The following is a 13,229-nucleotide window of genomic DNA, read 5'->3' as shown; positions in this document are numbered from 1 at the left end:
AATGGGCCTTTCAATTGCCATCCAGATGGATCCGGTCGAAACGCTGCAGATCGCCGGTGATACGACTTTTGCGCTTGGTCTTGAGGCACAGAAGCGCGGCCATAGCCTGTGGTATTACACGCCCGACCGGCTAAGCCTGAATGACGGTGTTATTACCGCAGTTGGTCAGGATTTAACTTTTTATGATAAGGCTGGTGCGCATTTTAAAACCGGCGATCGTGAAACTAGGCCATTGCAGGAATTTGACGTCATTCTAATGCGCCAAGATCCGCCGTTTGATATGGCATATATTACCGCAACGCATTTGCTGGAAATGCTTGGCCCGCAAACGATGGTTGTGAATAATCCGGCCGAGGTTCGGAACGCGCCAGAAAAACTGCTTGTCACACTCTATCCCGATTTAATGCCCGCAACCCTGATCAGCCGCGACCCTGAAACGATCATGGCGTTTCGGCAAAAACATAAAGACATCATCATAAAGCCATTATTTGGTAACGGTGGTGCTGGCGTCTTCCGGCTGCAACCCGATGATCAAAACCTAAGCTCACTTCTTGAGATGTTTTTTGGCAATAGCCGCGAGCCGGTTATGGTGCAGGCCTATCTTCCGGCAGTGCGTAATGGCGATAAGCGGGTCATTCTGGTTGATGGTGAAGCGGTTGGTGCGGTGAACCGAATCCCTAATGAGGGTGAGGCAAGGTCTAATTTCCATGTTGGGGGTAGTGCCGCCAAGGCCGGTTTAACCGATCGAGATCTCGAAATTTGTGCCGCGATTGGGCCTGAATTACGTCGCCGTGGGCTATTATTTGTTGGCATTGATATTATCGGTGATTACATGACAGAGATCAATGTTACCTCGCCAACGGGCATCCGTGAAATTCAACGATTATCAGGGATTGATATCGCCGCCCTTACATGGGATGCGATTGAACGCAAACATCCGTCTCACGCTAATAATAGCATCGCCCGATAGGCCAATGCTTCGGCCAAGGCGGCGCGGCTGACCCTATCCTCACCAGCAAGAACAGCAATCGTTCGCGATACCCGCATAATCTTATGATAGGCGCGGGCTGATAAATGCGCCTTATCCATCGCCGCCCGTAATAATTCCTCTGCCGGTTTTTCCATTATGATCTGCTTGTCCAACTGATCAATACTGATCATTGCATTCGCCATTTTATCTTTTCTGCGCACCGATCCGAACTGGCGCGCAGCGGCAACTCGTGCAGCAACAATTTGGCTTGGCTCACCCTTGCCCTGATCAAGCAGAACAACAGCGCTAATTTCAGGGACTTCAATAATCAGATCAAAACGATCCATCATCGGGCCCGAAATTTTTGCCTGATAGTTTTGTCCACAAGTCGGGGCACGGCTACAGGCACGGCCAGGATCACCAAGATAGCCGCATCGGCATGGGTTCATCGCCGCAATCAGCTGAAAGCGTGCTGGATAGGTTACATGATGGTTCGCGTGCGCAACCACTACCGACCCAGTTTCAAGTGGCTGGCGGAGCGAGTCTAGTGCAACACGTGAAAATTCAGCCAGTTCATCAAGGAATAGAACACCATGATGCGACAGCGAAATTTCACCCGGCCTCGCGCGCAGGCCACCGCCAACAAGTGCTGCCATTGACGCCGAATGATGCGGCTCGCGAAACGGCCGGTTCTGGATCAGGCCGCCATCACCAAGATGCCCCGCAACCGAATGCATCATCGTCACCTCGAGTGCCTCGGCCGGTGTTAGGGGCGGCAATAGGCCAGCAAGCCGCGCCGCCAACATTGATTTACCCGAACCGGGCGGACCAACCATCAACAAATGATGGCCACCGGCCGCCGCAATTTCGAGAACACGGCGCGCCGTATCCTGACCCTTTAAATCGACAAGGTCGGGTAAATCGGTTCGCAATGACTGGATTTGGGGTATCGGCGGGGTTAACACTTGGCGGCCATGTATATGATTTAACAGACCGGTCAGGCTTGGTGGGGCGATAATTGATAATCCATCGGCCCATGCCGCTTCACTGCCGCACGCACTGGGACAAATCAACTCGCGCCCAGCAGCCAGCGCCGCAATTGCCGCAGGCAACACCCCCGATACTGGCTGGATAGCACCATCAAGCGACAATTCGCCAAGTACCAGCGCGCCCTCAACAGCATCACGCGGCACAACCCCCATCGCCACCATCAGGCCGAGCGCGATCGGCAAATCAAAATGTGCGCCTTCTTTTAACACATCTGCAGGTGCCAAATTAACCGCGATACGTTTTGGCGGCAAAACGAGCCCAATTGACGACAAGGCCGCACGTACCCGTTCACGCGATTCCGCCACCGCCTTATCCGCAAGACCAACAATCGCCATCGCCGGCAAGCCATTGGCAATGTGGATCTGAACCGTCACATCAATCGTCTCGATGCCCCGAAACGCGATGGTATGAATTTGTGCGTGCATCCAAATCTGCCCAATAGCCTATCCAAAAGGATGGGCTAGCGAGTGTGTCGGCAAACAACCTTTAGTACAAGTATATTAGAAAAAACAATAATTTACCGGGACTCAGTATCATCACTCACCATCATCTATAGGCATAATGTCGATTGTGATATCGGGCCGGTGGCATCTGCTAAATTCAGTTGTTTAGCTGGCAGAAAAAGTGACCGATTTATATCTTTTATGCCTCGTTATGCCTCGTTATGCCTTGGTCATCACCAGCGGGCCAACGGGCGCACCGCCAAGCACATGCATATGAAGATGCGGTACTTCTTGATGGCTATCCACACCAATATTTGAAATTACCCTATAACCCGTTTCGCTGATCCCACTTAATTCGGCAACGCGGCTGATGGCGTTAGTAAAGGCATGAATTTCAACAGCGCTGGCATTGGCGGCAAAATCAGCCCAATCAATATAGGCACCTTTCGGGATCACCAAAATATGAACCGGTGCCTGCGGGTTAATATCGGCAAAGCTGAGCGTATGGTCATCTTCGTCGATTTTCTGACAGGGAATTTCCCCCCGCAAGATCTTGGCAAAAACATTATTTGGATCATAGGTCATGGTTACAGCTCTTTGTGATAATAATATCCCGGAACATAGTCGCCATCGACCTTCGCGTAATATTCATTAGTCGCATAACGTTTGAAGTTGCGCGCCTCGAATGATTGGATCGCACGATCCTGCGTTGCCCGCACATCAAGGTTGATCATCGCAAACCCCTCAGATTTAGCCAGTGCTTCAGCCTCGGCAACAATCATCTGCGCCAATCCATGACCACGCGCCCATGGCGCAACAAAGAATGTCGTCAATTGACAGGCAAAATTCTGGGCTTCGTTATTTTTCGGAGGCCGTACAATCTGGCAACTGCCGGCAATCACCTTATCGAGGCGCGCCAGAATCAAATGCCGGTCAGGAATCATCTGTACCCCGCGCCAATAATCTTCCATCACCGACTTTGGCGGCGGTGACAGCCAGCCAAAACCGCCACCCGATAGGATTGCCGCCTCTGCTGCATCACTCAATTCGTGAATGTCGCGCTCGGTTAGCTGTTCAATTGTTTCAACCGACAGTTTCGCAGCGCGATCACGAAGCAGTTCAGGGGTCATATCTCTATCCTTTTGGCTTATATGTCGGTCAACAGCGCGCCGCCTAGCGCCCACTTTCATAATGGGTTTAACCGTTAGCTAATAAAGAAAAATAGATGCTAAATTTTCGACGTCAACCTGTTATTCATCGCATCTAATGTCGCTAGTCTCTCACCTTAATAGCATAAGAAATGATTATGACAAGTTTATGAAATCCCGAAATCTCGGATTATTATTAAAAAGATTCACTTAAGATTTGGCGCGTCGTTCAATTTCATCACTAAATTCCTGGCAGTCATTCGCCGACAGCCGGTTGATATTTTGTGCCAGAAGATTGGCTAGATAAACCGCTTCGGCACTATGATTGCGGACATCAATGGAGGGTTTTGGATGCGATAGGCTTGCCAGCCGCTTTAACTCTTCGGCATCATCCCAAATAAGGCCGAGCCAAACACAAATCTGATCGACAAGCACCGCCGAAGGCTGGCCGCGAGATCCTGTCTCAAGTGCTGAGATATAGGCCTTGGAGACGCCCAGAAATTCGGCCTGTTGCTGTTGGGTTAGATTTTTTTCCCGGCGCCATTCACGCATTTTTACGCCAAATGGGGTCATTATTGGCCGCCGCGCTTGCGGCGCAACAAAACATAAAGCGCACCGCCGCCGCCATCTATCGGGCGAGCTTCAGCCAAGGCTAGTACCAGTCCTGATAAGGGCGGGCGTTTTAACCATTCCGGAACATAGCCACGAAGAATACCAGCGCCCTTGCCAGTAATTACCAGCACACAGCGCGCACCCTCATTTGCTGCGGTTTCAATAAATTTCGTCAACCGGCTTTCAGCCCGCGCCGCGCTCAAGCCATGCAGATCAAGGCGCCTGTCGACCGGCACATCGCCGCGAAACAGCCGGCGCTGGGTTCGCCCGTCAATTCCGGCGCGATCCCCCTGACGCAAATCAACCGGGTTTAGCCTTGACCCTGATGCTGGCGGAATTACCACGGAACTGCGCGGTGACTGCGCGACGGTTGCGCTGGTTTTTTTGCTTGGTCTTGTTGGCAGTTTGGATGGCGATGACATCTTTACCGCTGGCTGGGCAAAAAGCGCGACAAATTCAGCTGATTCAATGGTCGATTTTAACGGCGTAATCTCGGTGATCACCCGTTGCCATAAAACCGTATCATCGTCTGATTTGATAATGCGCTTTTTTGGCATATCCAGCCCCAATTACCAGCCCCAATTACCAGAATCAATTAGTCTTCAGCAGTCTCGGACTCGGTTTCAACCAATTTCCAATTAGGATCAGACAGCGTCAAATCACGCTCAAATGTCCAGATATCGCTAAATTCGCGTGCCTCGGCATCGTCTGATTCGATAATTTCACCATTTTCGTCTTTGGCGATACGGGTTTGGACCGAATGGAAATGCACCGTAATGCTGGCAAGCTGATCAATCACCGAGATATTGAGGATGCTGACCTCGCGAATATCATCCACGGTAATAACAAGGCTTTCTTTGGCCGCTGTTCGCGCCTGTATCGAGGCGGTAAAGCTTTGCAAGAGATCATAGCCCAATAACCGCTTTAATTGGGCAAGATCACCCTCGGCATAGGCCGTTAAAATCATCTCGAATGCAGCGGTGGCGCCATCGGTGAACTGTTTTTCATTAAAGCTACGGTCAATCTGGCGCAGCGCATCAAGACCATGCGCCGCAACACCAGCCGCCTTTGGATAGAGCTGGACCGGTTCATTATCATTCTCGGTTTGATCAAACCGGTTTGCGCGGATTTCATCCTGCGGTTGCTCATAGCCCGTGCGTTGGCCCAGAACCGACCGAAGCCGAAGCACCAAAAGAACGGCAATAACCGCAAAAATGATAATATCTATGAATTGCAACTCGGCCCCCATCTAAGGTTTTAAATTGGCGTTATTTAACATCATTGAGTCTTTTGCCAATGGCGTCATAATATAGATGGCATATGTAGGGGATTAAATCCAGATGCTGCCCGAAAATGTCGGCAAAAATTACTAAAAACCGCTTATGGGATCGGTCATATGGGACTAATGATTATTCTTGGCCTGCTGTTATGGGGCTGGGCCGAGATGTCGGCCTTCATTTTCATTGGCGGTGAAATTGGCGGCTTGTTAACCCTTCTTGGCGTTTTTGTGACGGCAGTTTTTGGAATTGCGTTGCTAAAACGTCAGGGGATGTCAGTTTTAAGCCGTATCCAGAGTGATATTGCCCAAGGCCGTGCGCCGGTCACATCAATTGCTGATAGTATTTCGCTGCTTTCTGGCGGTGCCTTGATGCTGATACCCGGCTATGTAACCGATGCGATTGGTCTGTTGCTGTTTTTACCGGGTATCCGGACGCTGGCCGGTGTCTATCTGCTGCAATGGCTGGCGAGCAGTCAGCGGTTTCGTGGTTTTACGAATGTTGGGGGCGGGTTTGGCAATAGCGGGTTTGGCAACACCAGAAGCACGCATGGCGGCAGCGGTGATGAACCGCATGGCTCGTTCGCCAAACAGCGCCGTTACACAAATCCTGATGATGATATTATCGAAGGTGAGTTTGAAGAAAAACCCGGTGATGATCATCAGCTTGGCAATAAAAACGGCAAGCGGCATTAAGAAATTTTATCAGTGTTTTCAGCTGGCCCATATTTTGGACATGGTTATTTTTGACATGGTTGTTCGCCAACGGTTATTTATGCTACTAGCAGCAGTCAGTTAGGTATTCATTCTATTTTGCATCGTTTACTATTTCGCGATCAACGCCACTCTGGAGACAAATATGGCCAAAAATTCAAAAGCAACAAAAACACCAGCTGCCAAAGATAATGGAAAATCTTCGTCAACTGATGACACCGCGAATGTCGCCCGCCAGATCATTGTCCACGCACAATATGTCAAGGATCTTTCGTTTGAAAATCCAAACGCTCCACGTGTTCTGATCGAAGGCGCTGGCCAGCCTGACGTTGAAATCACGGTGAATGTTGGCGCCCAGCTTATTGGCGAGAATCAATATGAAGTCACGCTGAATCTTGCTGCCAAGGCAACCGCGAAAGACAGCGTATTATTTCTCGTAGACCTGACCTATGCAGGCCTGGTTTCACCTGAAGGCACACCAGCCGACGAGATTAATCCATTGATTATGATTGAAGCACCGCGGCTGTTATTCCCGTTTGCCCGCGCAATCATTTCAGACGCCACCCGCGATGGCGGCTTTATGCCACTTAATATTCAGCCCGTCGATTTTGTTGCCGTTTATCAGCATAATCTGGCACAACAGGCCGCCGCAAAGACTAGTAATTAATCACTGTAGATTAATCACGCTGCCAAATCGGGTCTTTTATACTGGCAATAAAATTAGCATGCGCCTCTAGCTCATCAGCGGTTGGCGCATGTGCCCGAATAGGACGGATATTCGTGCCATCAATTTCAAATTTTGGGCGCAGATCGGCATGGATTGGCGTGGTCTTTTCATCGGTTTGATTTTGGCTGGCCGTATCTAATAATAGACCCGGCTGCCGCCCCCCTAGCAGTTCGATATAAACCCCGGCCAAAAGATCGGCATCAATCAGCGCGCCGTGTAAATCACGATGCGTATTATCAATTTCAAAGCGGCGACATAGGGCATCTAGATTGGCCTGTGCGCCGGGAAATTTCTTTCGCGCCATCATCAATGTATCGACCGATTGGCTCATCGGCAGCACCGGCCTGTTCAGCCGTTTTAACTCGGCGTTAATAAAGCCCATATCAAAGCTGGCATTGTGAATGACCAGCGGATCATCTCCGATAAAGGTCAGAAATTCATCGACAATATCGGCAAAGACAGGCTTGTCCGCCAGAAATTCACTGGTGATGCCATGAACCGCAACTGCACCATCGTCAATAGCGCGCTCTGGATTGATATAAAGATGCAATTTGCGCCCGGTGGGCAGGTGATGCATTAATTCCAGCGCGCCGATCTCGATAATACGGTGCCCGTCACGCGGGCTGATGCCGGTGGTTTCTGTATCAAGAGCAATTTCACGCATAATTTATTATATCCCGGCAGTTATAATCACGATTTGCCCGCCTCAACCATAGGCACATCAATGGCCGAAAGCCACCTGATTAAATCTTGTCTTGTGGCATCTTGATCAAGGTCTGTATCAAGCAATAGATCAGCGCGCTGTTTTTTCTCGGCAACCGGCATTTGCGAGGCCAGAATGGCCTCTAGCTTGGCCGCGGTCATGCCGGTGCGGCTCAATGCGCGTTGGGTGATGGTTGCGGTGCTTGCATACACCACAATAACATAATCACAGATCGCCTCACCGCCGGTCTCAAACAATAGCGGCACATCCAACAGAATAGCTGGTGCGCCCGCTGCCCTATGCCGATGGATAAATGCGTCACGGTGCTGGCGCACCATAGGGTGAAGAATCGCCTCAAGCTGTTTGCGCCGCGGCGGGTTGGCAAACACCAAATTACCCAGCGCCTGCCGGTCTATCCCCATTGCAATACTGCCAGTATCAGCCCCAAAAACACCAATGATATCAGCCACCGCAGCACCATCCGGCCCCAGCAATTCATGCACTGCCGCATCAGCGTCATGAATGGCAATGCCAAGGTCGCGAACCCATCCAGCGACCGTTGATTTCCCAGCCGCAATTGATCCTGTTAGCCCGATGATTTTCATCTGCTGACGGCTTCACTTTGCGTTTGGGGTTTCAGTCCATGTTGCCGCAAAATACCCAGTAATTCGAGTAGCGGCAGCCCTAAAATCGCATAATGACAACCCTCGATCCGCGCCAAAAGCTGCGCACCGAGTCCCTCGATCTGATAACTTGCAGGTGATGTAAACGCCGCTGGCCCAAGCTGGTCGAGATACGCGTCAATAAAGGATTCATCGAGAGTGCGCATGGTAATTTTCGCGACAGATAGATGATGCCAAATACGCGCCCCCCGGTGAAATAAAACTGCCGCACTTAACAAATGATGGGTTTTACCCGATAAGGCGCTAAGCTGTGCCTTTGCCAAAGCGCGGTTTTCGGGTTTTCCATAAATCGACCCCTCGCAGGATAAGATTTGATCACAGCCAAGAATATAAGATTTTGGTAGGTCGTTCTCTATTGCCAGACGCTGAACCGCGGCGGCGGCTTTTATTTCGGCCAGCATTACGGCGATATCACCCGCTGGCACATCCTCGGCCATGCCAGCAGCGCGCACCGCCTCTTCATCAATTGCCACTGGATAGGTGCGAAAGCCAATGCCGGCATCGGCTAGAATTTTGGCGCGTATTGCGCTTGCCGATGCCAGAACAAGATCGCCGCCCGCCAGCGTTACAAAGGGCGCTTTACTCATGACCAGACTCGGGTGATTGAGGCTCGGGTGATTGGGTTTCTTGCCATTGCGTATAATATTGCAAAATTGCCGCAGCTGTTTCCTCGACTGATCGGCGGGTTACATCAATTACCGGCCATTTATTACTGGCAAAAAGCCGCCGCGCATTGCGCACTTCTTCAGTGATCTGATCGATATTTGCATAATCTTCATTCTTTGTGTCCTGCATCGCCACCTGTCGGGTACGGCGAATTTGGCTAAGCCGTTTTGGATCATTCGTTAAGCCAACGACAAAGATATTCAGCCCATCTAGATAATGCTGTGGAAATGGCACCTGCGGAACCAACGCATAATTTGCAACTTTATAGCCACGATGCGCCAGATACATTGACGTTGGCGTTTTTGAGGTACGCGATATGCCGACGATCAACATATCAGCGGTTTTCAGATTGCTCATATTCATGCCGTCATCATGACTAACAGCAAAATCAACCGCTGCCATACGTGCAAAATAAGCTGTATCAAGCCGGCGCTGTCCACCGGGCAAATTTGTCATGGACTGACCAAGCACTGTCGTTAAAAGATTAACCACCGGATCAAGCACTGAAACGGCCGGAACGCCTTTATCGTGGCAAGTTTTATCAATCTTGGCGCGCAGCTCCTGATCAATGATGCTCATCAGCAAAATGCCCGGGTAACGATCAAGCCCGTCAAATAGCGCCTGAAGATGCGCCGTTGTCCGCACCAGCGTCCAGACATGCTCAACCGTTTTAACGCCGGCAAACTGCGCAAGACACGCGCGCGCCACCTGATGCACGGTTTCACCGGTCGAGTCTGAGACAAGGTGGATATGTAGCGTTTGGTTTGGCATCGTCTGACAAGATGTAGCTAGAAAACGCCGTTTTGTCATCTCGTTTCATCAATGCTGGCGCTTGTCGATTATTGACGATATTGGGGCGACGATATTGGGGCCATTTTCACAGCTAATCATAATGGATAAGACTGTGCGCAAGATATCGGTCACTGGGGATTATTTTTAACTGACAGCGCAAGAACGCTAGTTACGCACAATCACGCGGTATTTTTCAACAGGTGGATTATTTATCCATCTCAAAGTGGGATGTTCTGGGATAAGAGTGAAAGCTGTTGAAAAGATACCCAAAAATCTATCCACATATCGGGAAAAATTTGTGGATAATATTTGAATAACATCATATTTGTGGTTATCCACAGGCACTACGAAAACAACTACCTTTTTTTAATATATATATAATGTTAGAGAACAGAATGACCGATAAGCTATTCCTTTCCACATTACATGGCGCTAAATCAGCCAAGACTCCGATCTGGATGATGCGTCAAGCTGGACGCTATCTTGAAGAATATCGGAATGTCCGTGCCAGCCAAAAGGACTTTATTTCGTTTTGTTTAAATCCTGAACAAGCATCAGCTGTCACCTTGCAGCCTATTGCTCGTTATGGGTTCGATGCGGCGATTATATTTTCAGATATTCTGATGATCCCGTGGGCGATGCAGCGCAATGTAAGGTTTAAAACCGGCGTTGGACCTTTGCTTGATGCAATGGATAAGCCTGATGATGTCAATGCGTCGTGTCTAGAGGGGTTGGATGATAAGCTAGCGCCCGTTGGTAAAGCCCTTAATCTGACTAAAGCGGCCCTGCCGGATGAGACGGCGCTTATTGGGTTTGCTGGCGCCCCTTGGACATTAATCACCTATATGGCCGAAGGGGTTAGTTCTCGTGATTTCCCAAAGGCGCGGCAATGGGCATGGCAAGAGGCGAAATCATTAGACGGCCTCATATCTATATTGGTCGATGGCACAATATCGTTCCTGTCATTACAGGCAAAAGCCGGGGCTGAGGCTCTTATGCTGTTTGACAGCTGGGCAAGCGCGGTACCAGCTGCACAACGCGACTGGTTGGTGATAAGACCGGCGCGCGCAATTGTCGAAGGCGTGCGGGCACATGGTCATAACCAGCCCATAATCGGCTTTCCAAAGGGCATTGGTGAAGGGTTACTTCGGTATGCGGCGGAAAGCGGGGTTGATGCTGTTGGGCTGGATCATGGGGTTGATCCATTGTGGGCGGCAAAAAATCTGCCAGCCAATATGCCAGTACAAGGCAACCTTGACCCCTTAAGCCTATTAAATGCAGGGCCGGAAATGTTCCGCGATATTGACCATATCCTTGACGCTTTCCATGATCGTCCACATATCTTTAATCTCGGCCATGGAATTACCCCACCAACACCGGTGGAAAATGTGCAAAAAATGATTGATCACATCCGGAATCGTTAGGACAGAGCAATGAGCTATGAAATTATCAAATCTCTCCATATTATCTCGGTAATTTCATGGATGGTTGGGCTTTTATATCTGCCGCGGCTGTTTGTTTACCATGCTGATGCCCAAACCGGATCTGTGCAGGCGGAAACCTTCAAGGTGATGGAACGGCGGCTGTTAAAAGCGATCATGACGCCGGCAATGATTGCTAGCTTTATTTTTGGCCTATGGATGCTCGCGCTGTATCCAAGTCTTTTTAGTGAGCCTTGGTTCCATGTAAAACTGGCGGCTGTGCTATTAATGGCGGGGGTTCATGGTAAATTTTCGAAAATGCGGCGTTTATTAGAAAATGATGAAAAACCATTATCATCAAAGGCCTATCGCATTTGGAATGAAGTACCGACAATATTGATGATTATCATTGTTGTTATGGCTGTTGCCAAACCGCTTTGAATGTGACAGAAGACGGGTAATTCAATACCAGTAAGAGTTACAGAAATTCAGAGCAATTGACTTTTCTGGTTAACACAAGCAGGATGAGACGATCTGGTTATCAGCCAGAGGCTATCCCCTGCTAGCTTTTTCCCCACCAGAGTAAAATTATGCACCTTCAGGAACTCAAAGCAAAGTCTCCAGCCGATCTTTTGGCATATGCCGAGGAATTGGAGATCGAAAATGCCAGCACATTACGCAAACAGGATATGATGTTTGCGATCTTGAAGCAGCTCGCCGATAATGAAGTGGCGATTTATGGTAGTGGTGTTCTTGAAGTTTTATCTGATGGTTTCGGTTTTCTTCGTGCGCCTGAATCGAATTATCTGCCCGGCCCTGATGATATCTACGTCTCCCCGAGCCAAGTGCGCCGTTTCAGTCTTAGAACCGGTGATACGGTCGAGGGTGAAATCAGAGCGCCAAAAGATGGCGAGCGCTATTTTGCCTTATTAAAAGTCGAGACAATCAATTTTGAAGAACCAAACGCGGTTCGACACCGGATTAATTTCGATAATTTAACACCACTTTATCCGGAAGAAAAACTTACCCTCGAATTGCCATTCAATCCGGATAAGAAAGATAATACACCGCGGGTTATTGACCTGATTTCCCCAATGGGGAAAGGCCAGCGGGGCCTTATCGTCGCACCGCCTCGTACCGGTAAAACAATGATGCTGCAAAGCATCGCCCATGCAATCTCAGAAAATCACCCCGAGGTTTATCTGATCGTTCTATTGATTGATGAGCGGCCGGAAGAGGTCACCGATATGCAGCGGTCAGTCCGCGGCGAGGTCATTTCATCAACCTTTGATGAGCCAGCGTCACGTCACGTTCAAGTAACTGAAATGGTTATTGAAAAAGCCAAGCGCCTTGTTGAGCATAAGCGTGATGTCGTGATTTTGCTGGATTCGATCACGCGTCTTGCCCGTGCTTATAACACGGTTGTACCATCATCTGGAAAAGTGCTTACCGGCGGTGTTGATGCGAATGCGCTGCAGCGGCCAAAACGGTTCTTTGGCGCGGCGCGGAATATCGAAGAAGGCGGTTCCTTGACAATCATTGCGACAGCGTTGATTGAAACGGGCTCGCGGATGGATGAAGTGATCTTTGAAGAGTTCAAGGGCACCGGTAACAGCGAAGTGATCCTCGATCGCAAACTATCTGATAAACGCACCTTCCCAGCGATTGATATCACCAAGTCGGGCACCCGTAAGGAAGAATTGCTGGTCGATAAGGGAACGCTGGCGAAAATGTGGGTGCTGCGCCGGATTCTGATGCAGATGGGCCCAATTGATGCAATGGAATTCCTGGTGGATAAGCTAAAGAATTCAAAGAGCAATAATGAATTCTTTGATCATATGAATAGCTAGACCGATATGAATAGCTTGGGTGGCGCATTATTCTAGCGGCCAGCGGCCAGCGGCCAGTGACAAGCGGCCAGTGACAAGCGGCCAGTGACTGGTGACCAGTGACTGGTGACCAGTCGAAAAACAGCGTTAAAAACCGCCTGCCCCTAATGATGTCTTAAAATGATGTCTCAAAGC

The 13,229-nt window shown here is 49.7% G+C and carries 16 protein-coding genes; 6 read left to right on the top strand and 10 right to left on the bottom strand.

Annotation, left to right across the window (positions count from 1 at the left end; translation table 11 throughout):
- The first annotated feature begins 1 nt into the window (after position 1).
- The gene (gshB, locus tag AB8881_07210) at positions 2–970 is read left to right on the top strand and encodes a glutathione synthase (GenBank protein ID XDZ62341.1); all 969 of its coding nucleotides are present in this window, start codon (positions 2–4) and stop codon (positions 968–970) included.
- Here gshB and AB8881_07205 read toward each other — a convergent pair.
- The 6 genes from AB8881_07205 to AB8881_07180 all read right to left on the bottom strand — a co-directional run bounded on the left by AB8881_07205 (position 943) and on the right by AB8881_07180 (position 5,460).
- A complete protein-coding gene (locus AB8881_07205; GenBank protein ID XDZ62340.1) occupies positions 943–2,445 on the bottom strand; it encodes a YifB family Mg chelatase-like AAA ATPase in 1,503 nt (500 codons plus the stop codon). The two genes, gshB and AB8881_07205, sit on opposite strands and share 28 nt — an antisense overlap.
- Positions 2,446–2,682: 237 nt before the next feature.
- On the bottom strand, positions 2,683–3,048 hold the full coding sequence (locus tag AB8881_07200; GenBank protein XDZ62339.1) for a histidine triad nucleotide-binding protein: 366 nt from the start codon (positions 3,046–3,048) through the stop codon (positions 2,683–2,685).
- A 2-nt stretch (positions 3,049–3,050) separates the two neighbouring features.
- On the bottom strand, positions 3,051–3,593 hold the full coding sequence (locus AB8881_07195) for an N-acetyltransferase family protein (protein XDZ62338.1): 543 nt from the start codon (positions 3,591–3,593) through the stop codon (positions 3,051–3,053).
- 228 nt (positions 3,594–3,821) lie between these two features.
- Positions 3,822–4,184, bottom strand: coding sequence for a helix-turn-helix domain-containing protein (locus tag AB8881_07190; protein XDZ62337.1), 363 nt, complete (start codon positions 4,182–4,184; stop codon positions 3,822–3,824).
- On the bottom strand, positions 4,184–4,780 hold the full coding sequence (locus tag AB8881_07185; GenBank protein ID XDZ62336.1) for a Smr/MutS family protein: 597 nt from the start codon (positions 4,778–4,780) through the stop codon (positions 4,184–4,186). Before AB8881_07185 ends, AB8881_07190 begins: the two co-directional genes overlap by 1 nt.
- Before the next feature lie 38 nt (positions 4,781–4,818).
- Positions 4,819–5,460, bottom strand: coding sequence for a Tim44/TimA family putative adaptor protein (locus AB8881_07180; protein XDZ62335.1), 642 nt, complete (start codon positions 5,458–5,460; stop codon positions 4,819–4,821).
- Between the two features lie 159 nt (positions 5,461–5,619).
- On the opposite strand from AB8881_07180, the gene AB8881_07175 reads away from it, so the two are divergent.
- Positions 5,620–6,195 carry an FxsA family protein gene (locus AB8881_07175; protein XDZ62334.1) on the top strand — a complete coding sequence of 192 codons (576 nt, stop codon included), beginning with the start codon at positions 5,620–5,622 and terminating at the stop codon, positions 6,193–6,195.
- Between the two features lie 163 nt (positions 6,196–6,358).
- Positions 6,359–6,880: a protein-export chaperone SecB gene (gene secB / locus AB8881_07170; GenBank protein ID XDZ62333.1), complete on the top strand. Its 522-nt coding sequence runs from the start codon at positions 6,359–6,361 to the stop codon at positions 6,878–6,880.
- 10 nt (positions 6,881–6,890) lie between these two features.
- Here secB and dnaQ read toward each other — a convergent pair whose 3' ends face one another.
- The 4 genes from dnaQ to AB8881_07150 are packed head-to-tail and all read right to left on the bottom strand — an operon-like array spanning position 6,891 to position 9,802.
- A complete protein-coding gene (gene dnaQ / locus AB8881_07165; GenBank protein XDZ62332.1) occupies positions 6,891–7,604 on the bottom strand; it encodes a DNA polymerase III subunit epsilon in 714 nt (237 codons plus the stop codon).
- Between the two features lie 26 nt (positions 7,605–7,630).
- On the bottom strand, positions 7,631–8,248 hold the full coding sequence (gene coaE / locus AB8881_07160) for a dephospho-CoA kinase (GenBank protein ID XDZ62331.1): 618 nt from the start codon (positions 8,246–8,248) through the stop codon (positions 7,631–7,633).
- Complete coding sequence (locus AB8881_07155; GenBank protein XDZ62330.1) at positions 8,245–8,913, bottom strand: nucleoside triphosphate pyrophosphatase; 669 nt, start codon at positions 8,911–8,913, stop codon at positions 8,245–8,247. Before AB8881_07155 ends, coaE begins: the two co-directional genes overlap by 4 nt.
- Positions 8,906–9,802 carry a pyruvate, water dikinase regulatory protein gene (locus AB8881_07150; GenBank protein ID XDZ62329.1) on the bottom strand — a complete coding sequence of 299 codons (897 nt, stop codon included), beginning with the start codon at positions 9,800–9,802 and terminating at the stop codon, positions 8,906–8,908. The genes AB8881_07155 and AB8881_07150 overlap by 8 nt, the downstream gene beginning before the upstream one ends.
- Positions 9,803–10,179: 377 nt before the next feature.
- Between AB8881_07150 and hemE the strand changes: the two genes are divergently transcribed.
- From hemE to rho, 3 genes are all read left to right on the top strand, one after another.
- Complete coding sequence (gene hemE / locus AB8881_07145; GenBank protein XDZ62328.1) at positions 10,180–11,208, top strand: uroporphyrinogen decarboxylase; 1,029 nt, start codon at positions 10,180–10,182, stop codon at positions 11,206–11,208.
- 9 nt (positions 11,209–11,217) lie between these two features.
- Positions 11,218–11,646: a protoporphyrinogen oxidase HemJ gene (gene hemJ / locus AB8881_07140; protein ID XDZ62327.1), complete on the top strand. Its 429-nt coding sequence runs from the start codon at positions 11,218–11,220 to the stop codon at positions 11,644–11,646.
- A 149-nt stretch (positions 11,647–11,795) separates the two neighbouring features.
- Entirely contained in the window at positions 11,796–13,055 is a 1,260-nt protein-coding gene (gene rho, locus AB8881_07135) for a transcription termination factor Rho (protein ID XDZ62326.1), read from the top strand.
- Positions 13,056–13,229: the final 174 nt, after the last annotated feature.

The sequence above is a fragment of the Alphaproteobacteria bacterium LSUCC0396 genome, assembly GCA_041228345.1.
Taxonomy (GTDB): domain Bacteria; phylum Pseudomonadota; class Alphaproteobacteria; order Puniceispirillales; family Puniceispirillaceae; genus UBA3439.
The sequence above is the reverse complement of the archived record's forward strand: the minus strand, read 5'-3'. Positions and strand labels throughout refer to the sequence as shown.

Excerpts from the sequence above, each read along its gene's own strand:
- hemJ (XDZ62327.1), top strand. The coding sequence starts at position 11,218 with ATGAGCTATGAAATTATCAAATCTCTCCATATTATCTCGGTAATTTCA.
- AB8881_07185 (XDZ62336.1), bottom strand. The coding sequence starts at position 4,780 with ATGCCAAAAAAGCGCATTATCAAATCAGACGATGATACGGTTTTATGG.
- AB8881_07150 (XDZ62329.1), bottom strand. The coding sequence starts at position 9,802 with ATGACAAAACGGCGTTTTCTAGCTACATCTTGTCAGACGATGCCAAAC.
- secB (XDZ62333.1), top strand. The coding sequence starts at position 6,359 with ATGGCCAAAAATTCAAAAGCAACAAAAACACCAGCTGCCAAAGATAAT.
- rho (XDZ62326.1), top strand. The coding sequence starts at position 11,796 with ATGCACCTTCAGGAACTCAAAGCAAAGTCTCCAGCCGATCTTTTGGCA.
- dnaQ (XDZ62332.1), bottom strand. The coding sequence starts at position 7,604 with ATGCGTGAAATTGCTCTTGATACAGAAACCACCGGCATCAGCCCGCGT.
- AB8881_07205 (XDZ62340.1), bottom strand. The coding sequence starts at position 2,445 with ATGCACGCACAAATTCATACCATCGCGTTTCGGGGCATCGAGACGATT.
- AB8881_07155 (XDZ62330.1), bottom strand. The coding sequence starts at position 8,913 with ATGAGTAAAGCGCCCTTTGTAACGCTGGCGGGCGGCGATCTTGTTCTG.
- AB8881_07200 (XDZ62339.1), bottom strand. The coding sequence starts at position 3,048 with ATGACCTATGATCCAAATAATGTTTTTGCCAAGATCTTGCGGGGGGAA.
- coaE (XDZ62331.1), bottom strand. The coding sequence starts at position 8,248 with ATGAAAATCATCGGGCTAACAGGATCAATTGCGGCTGGGAAATCAACG.
- AB8881_07195 (XDZ62338.1), bottom strand. The coding sequence starts at position 3,593 with ATGACCCCTGAACTGCTTCGTGATCGCGCTGCGAAACTGTCGGTTGAA.
- hemE (XDZ62328.1), top strand. The coding sequence starts at position 10,180 with ATGACCGATAAGCTATTCCTTTCCACATTACATGGCGCTAAATCAGCC.
- gshB (XDZ62341.1), top strand. The coding sequence starts at position 2 with ATGGGCCTTTCAATTGCCATCCAGATGGATCCGGTCGAAACGCTGCAG.
- AB8881_07175 (XDZ62334.1), top strand. The coding sequence starts at position 5,620 with ATGGGACTAATGATTATTCTTGGCCTGCTGTTATGGGGCTGGGCCGAG.
- AB8881_07190 (XDZ62337.1), bottom strand. The coding sequence starts at position 4,184 with ATGACCCCATTTGGCGTAAAAATGCGTGAATGGCGCCGGGAAAAAAAT.